3 protein-coding genes, 1 tRNA gene and 1 pseudogene are annotated in these 5,218 nt (G+C 54.8%); 4 read left to right on the plus strand and 1 reads right to left on the minus strand.

Going from position 1 to position 5,218, the window contains the following annotated elements; translation table 11 throughout:
* The 3 genes and pseudogenes from H6B10_RS12365 to rnr form a co-directional block, all read left to right on the plus strand.
* Nucleotides 1-1,210 (plus strand): annotated as a pseudogene (locus H6B10_RS12365) (PolC-type DNA polymerase III); the annotation flags it as partial.
* A 99-nt stretch (nucleotides 1,211-1,309) separates the two neighbouring features.
* Nucleotides 1,310-1,555, plus strand: a complete 246-nt coding sequence (gene secG, locus H6B10_RS12370; RefSeq protein WP_204651886.1) for a preprotein translocase subunit SecG — start codon at nucleotides 1,310-1,312, stop codon at nucleotides 1,553-1,555.
* 159 nt (nucleotides 1,556-1,714) lie between these two features.
* The gene (gene rnr, locus H6B10_RS12375) at nucleotides 1,715-3,844 is read left to right on the plus strand and encodes a ribonuclease R (protein ID WP_204651887.1); all 2,130 of its coding nucleotides are present in this window, start codon (nucleotides 1,715-1,717) and stop codon (nucleotides 3,842-3,844) included.
* Between the two features lie 102 nt (nucleotides 3,845-3,946).
* Here the strand turns inward: rnr and H6B10_RS12380 are convergent.
* Nucleotides 3,947-4,038 (minus strand) — tRNA-Ser (locus H6B10_RS12380).
* 209 nt (nucleotides 4,039-4,247) lie between these two features.
* Between H6B10_RS12380 and H6B10_RS12385 the strand changes: the two genes are divergently transcribed.
* Nucleotides 4,248-5,218 (plus strand): cation:proton antiporter (locus tag H6B10_RS12385; RefSeq protein WP_204651888.1); only part of this gene is annotated, 971 nt, incomplete at its 3' end.

The raw sequence follows: 5,218 nt of genomic DNA on the forward strand, positions 1-5,218 counted from the left end.
GGGCGGCATGGTCGTTGTGCCGGACACTTTCGATATTTATGACTTCTGCGCCATCCAGCACCCTGCCGATGACGTAAAGGGCGGCCTGTTGACTACCCACTTCGAATTTAAGTATCTGCACGATACCCTGCTCAAACTGGACGAGCTGGGGCACGATGTTCCCACCTTCTATAAGTATTTCGAGGAATACTCCGGTATCCCCATTGATTCAGTGCCGATGAACGACGAAAAGGTGTACAGCCTGCTCACCAGCCCTGAGGCTCTTGGCGTTACCGAGGAACAGATCGGCTCCAAAACCGGCACCTTCGGCATTCCGGAAATGGGCACCAACTTTGTACGCCAGATGCTGCTGGATGCCCAGCCCAAGAATTTCTCGGAACTGATCCAGATCTCCGGCCTGTCCCACGGCACCGACGTGTGGACCAACAATGCCGACGAACTGATTCGTTCCGGCACCTGTACCATCGCGGAAGTGATCGGCTGCCGTGACAGTATCATGCTGTACCTGCTGCGCAAGGGTCTGGAACCCAAGATGGCCTTCGATATTATGGAGGCTGTGCGTAAAGGCAAGGTGGCCAAGGGTGGTTTCAAACCCGGCTGGGAAGAAGCCATGCGGGAGCATGATGTTCCGGACTGGTATATCGAGTCTTGCCGCAAGATCAAATATATGTTCCCCAAAGCCCACGCAGTTGCCTATCTGATGGCGGCAATTCGTCTGATGTGGTTTAAGGTCTACCATCCGGCAATTTTCTATGCCGTGTACTTTACGGTACGCGGTGCCGATATTGACTACGAGGCTGCCGTGGGCGGCGTCCGCGTGGCCAAAGAACATCTGCGGGACAATGAACGAATCCCCAAGGAAGAACGCACAGCCAAGGACGATGACGCATTGGTCAGCCTGCAGCTGGAAAACGAGATGCTGCAGCGCGGCTGCCAGTTCCTGCCCATTGAACTGGGCAAGAGCCATGCCAGCAAATACGTGGTGGAGGACGGCAAGGTGCGCCTGCCCTTTACGGCGCTGCGCGGCCTGGGCGAAGCAGCCGCCGTGGCGCTGGAAGAAGCAACCATCCACGGACAGGAGTATATTTCCATTGAGGAACTGCAGCAGGCCAGCGGTGTGGCATCTTCTGTGTTTGACAAGCTGCGCTCGGTCGGCGCGTTGGGAAATCTGCCCGAGACAAGTCAGGTGGATTTGTTCAGTCTGATGTGACAGGTGCCCAAATGGAAATAAATCACAAAAAAAGCTTGCACCATCGGCATATCTGTGTTATACTATACCCCGCATGAGAAGTTAAAGGAGTGCTATTCAATGAACTGGTATGAGATCGCTCTCGGTTGCGTTCTGATTGCAGTGTCGCTGTTGATCATCGTTTTCACCCTCGCACAGGAGCAGAAGGGCCAGGGCCTGTCTGCGGCCATCATGGGCGAAAACACCCACATGGCGGCCGGCCGTGAGCGCGGCGTGGATGCCAAACTTGCCAAGCTGACCAAGGTTTGCGGTGGGGTATTCTTTGTGGTCACACTGATCGTCTGTGTGCTCAGCGCCCGCCTGTAATCGGAGAAAAGCAGCAATCACAAAACAAAAGGGTCCGCCAAGCGCGTTGAAGTAAGTATGCGCCCCGGCGGGCCGTTTTTTGTGGGAAAGTCGCGGGCAAGGCCCGCAATGGGAAGGGCTGCACCGGACGGTGCGGCGACGTAAATTAAAGGAGTAATTATGACACCCTTACAGAAAAGTATTCTCTCTGCGGTTAAGCGCCGTCCCATGACGCTGCGCGAACTGCAGAACAATTTGCAGGTGGACAATTCCCGCCTGCGCACCACTGTTTCGGCCATGGTAGCTACCGGCGATCTGTCTTTGCGCAACGGCGCTTACGTGCCGGGCTTTGCCACCTACGAAAACGCAGCCGATCCCAGCACCATTCCCTGTACGCTGGTCAAGCTGGCGGCCCGGTTTGGTTTTGCCAGCCGTGACGATGGCCAGGGCGATATTTTCATCCCCGGCCGCGCCCTGCACGGCGCCATGCCGCAGGATAAAATCGATGTAAAATTGTTTGATCATCCCCGTGTGGAAGGTTCTTCCGAAGGGGAAGTGGTGGAAGTCAAAGTGCCCAACAACCGTTTTGCGGGCACTGTCTGCCTGTCGGATGACGGACGGCTGGCTGTGGAACCGGATGGCTGCCGGGATGTGAAGTTCCTGCTGGCCAAGCAGGGGAGCGAGGGCGTGCACCTGGGGGACAAGGTCGGTATCCTGATCACCCATCGCGGTTCGCGCCATAGTGAGCACCGCGCTGCCGTCGTGGAAAAATTCGGATCTTCCGACCGTGCATCGGAATGTGCCAAGGCAATTCTGTATGGCCGCAATGTCCGGCAGGAATTCCCGCCGGAAGTGTTGGCGGAAGCCCACGCTTATGACAATGCTACCATCGATGCGACCGAGGCGGCCCGTCGGATGGATCTGCGCGGTATTCCCATCTTTACCATCGACTCTGCCGAAACCAAAGATATTGACGACGCCATCAGCCTGCAGAAGCTGGCAGACGGCGGCTATGAACTGGGCGTGCACATTGCAGATGTAAGCCATTATGTCCGTCCCGGTTCCGCATTGGATGAAGAAGCCTTCGAGCGTGCTACCAGCATCTATTATGCGGACAAGGTCATTCCCATGCTGCCCACGCAGCTGTCCAACGGCATCTGCTCCCTGAATCCCGACGAGGAACGGCTGGCGTTCTCCTGCCTGATGCGTCTGGATGAGGAAGGCAACATTCATAGCTATCATTTTGTCAAGTCGGTGATTCGCAGCCGGGTCAAGGGCGTTTATAAAGAGATCAACGCGCTTCTGGAGCCGGAAGAAGGGGCAGACCTGACGGAACTGAAAGAAAAGTATGCCGAGGTGCTGGCCGAACTGCCCGTTATGGATGAGCTGTACCGCAAGCGTTTGGAACTGCGCCGGAAGCGCGGCGCTATGGAGATCGAATCCGACGAGGCAAAACTCATCATTGATGAGAACGGACGCTGTGTGGATATCGTAAAACGCGGCCGCGGCACGTCGGAATGCATGATCGAAGAGTTCATGCTGCTTGCCAACCAGTGTGCCGCCAACGCGGGGCGTACCAACAAGGTGCCGTTTATTTACCGCGTCCATGAAGCGCCCGACGCCGAAAAGATGGAGAAGCTGTCCGCCACGCTGCTTGCCTGCGGTCTGAATGCCAAGTTCAAAAATCCGATTCCCACCCAACTGGAACTGGCGGCGCTGCTGGACGAAACCCGCGGTCAGCCCATCCAGACGCCGGTACACACGGGTATTTTACGCAGCATGCAGAAAGCCCGGTATGCACCGCAGCCTTTGGGCCATTACGGTCTGGTTCTGCCGGACTATGCCCACTTTACCAGCCCCATCCGTCGTTATCCGGACCTGGCCATCCACCGCATCCTCAGCGAAATGCTGCTGGGGGCCTCCTCGGAGCGTATGGTGAAAGACTACAACGAGTTTGCCCAGCGCGCCAGTGAGCAGTCCAGCAAGAAAGAAGTGGACGCGGTACGCATTGAGCGCGACGTAGAGGACCTGTATAAAGCAGAATATATGCACGAACATTTGGGTGAGGTCTACACCGGAACGGTGGCAGGCATTACACCTCGTGGTGTCTTTGTGGAGCTGGAAAATACCGTGGAGGGCTTTGTCCCGGCGGCACAACTCTGCAAGGGCGAAGCACAGGTTGTGGACGGCGTCAGCATGCTGGACCCGCTGACAGGACGCAGCTGGATGCTTGGCACTTCCATGAAAGTCCGCGTAGCCGGTGCGGATGTTGCGCTGGGACGCATTGATTTCGACTTTATGGTGGAATAAATACAAACGCAGCCGCCCGGGAGGTTTCCCGGGCGGCTGCGTTTTGCTTGGCAAGAACAAAATAAAAAAGCACCTTCGACCAAAGTCGTTGGTGCTTTTTTATGGCGGAAAGAGAGGGATTCGAACCCTCGAGGGCTTTAGGGGCCCTACACGATTTCCAGTCGTGCGCCTTAGACCAGCTCAGCCATCTTTCCACAGCAGTTGTTTGACTGCATGGGCTATTATAGCAATTTGCGACAGGATTGTCAATAGCGTTTTCAAAATATTTTTTCGGCAATATCCACAAACAAAATCGTCAAAAGCGACAAAATGGGTAGAACCGCTTGCAAAGGTGTCTGACATCGTGTTAAAACTATATTTGAATTGCGCTATGCTCTTTGAATGTGAAAGGGGTTGCATATTTGTGTATTCGGTTTTTCGGGACTTAGCGATTATTATTCTTAGTGCAAAATTCTTTGCACTGGTTGCACGCAGGTGTAAAGCACCGCAGGTAGTGGGAGAGATCATTGCCGGTTTGTTGATCGGCCCCTGTGCATTCAACCTGGTACAAAGCAATGATACCATTGCCATTTTTGCGGAAATTGGTGTGGTGCTGCTTATGTTCTCTACCGGTTTGGGCACCAACCTGAAAGAACTGATAAAAGCCGGTCCCATCGCCACGCTGATTGCCTGTGTTGGCGTTGGAGTCCCGCTGATTGGCGGTACGGTGCTGTACGGGCTGTTCTATGGCTTTGCTGCGGTGGGCACCACGGAGTTTTACCGGGCATTGTTTATCGGTACCATTATGACGGCAACCAGCGTATCTATCACGGTAGCGACGCTGCAGGAATTGGGGCATTTGAAAAGCTTCCTGGGTACAACCATCGTCAGTGCTGCCGTCATTGATGACGTGATTGGTATTGTAGTGCTTACCTGCGTGATCGGTGCTAGTTCCGGCGAAGGTTTGGGGCTTGGCCAGGTGCTGCTCAATACGCTGCTGTTCTTTGTGGTTGCTATCGTGGTGGGTATCATCATTCATCATGCTATGCAGTGGCTGGATAAGCGCAACCCTCATACTCAGCGTATCACCATTGTCAGTATCGCATTCTGCTTCGCACTGGCTTACGTGGCGGAAGAGTATTTTGGCATTGCGGATATTACCGGCGCCTATATTGCGGGTATTGTTCTCTGCACTATGGAGGATGCCCCCTACGTGGAACGCCGTGTGGATATCAGCAACTATGTAATCTTTGCACCGGTGTTTTTTGCCAGTATCGGCCTCAAAACCGACATCAGCGGCCTTACGCCGGATATTGTACTGTTCTGCATCTGCTTTGTGGTGGTGGCGCTGCTCACCAAGATCATTGGCTGCGGCCTGGCTGCCCGCCTTTGCCG

Source organism: Gemmiger formicilis, assembly GCF_016901605.1.
Lineage (GTDB): Bacteria > Bacillota > Clostridia > Oscillospirales > Ruminococcaceae > Gemmiger > Gemmiger formicilis_B.

Bases quoted from the DNA above. Each gene is read 5' to 3' on its own strand.
- secG (WP_204651886.1), top strand. From the start codon at position 1,310: ATGAACTGGTATGAGATCGCTCTCGGTTGCGTTCTGATTGCAGTGTCG.
- rnr (WP_204651887.1), top strand. From the start codon at position 1,715: ATGACACCCTTACAGAAAAGTATTCTCTCTGCGGTTAAGCGCCGTCCC.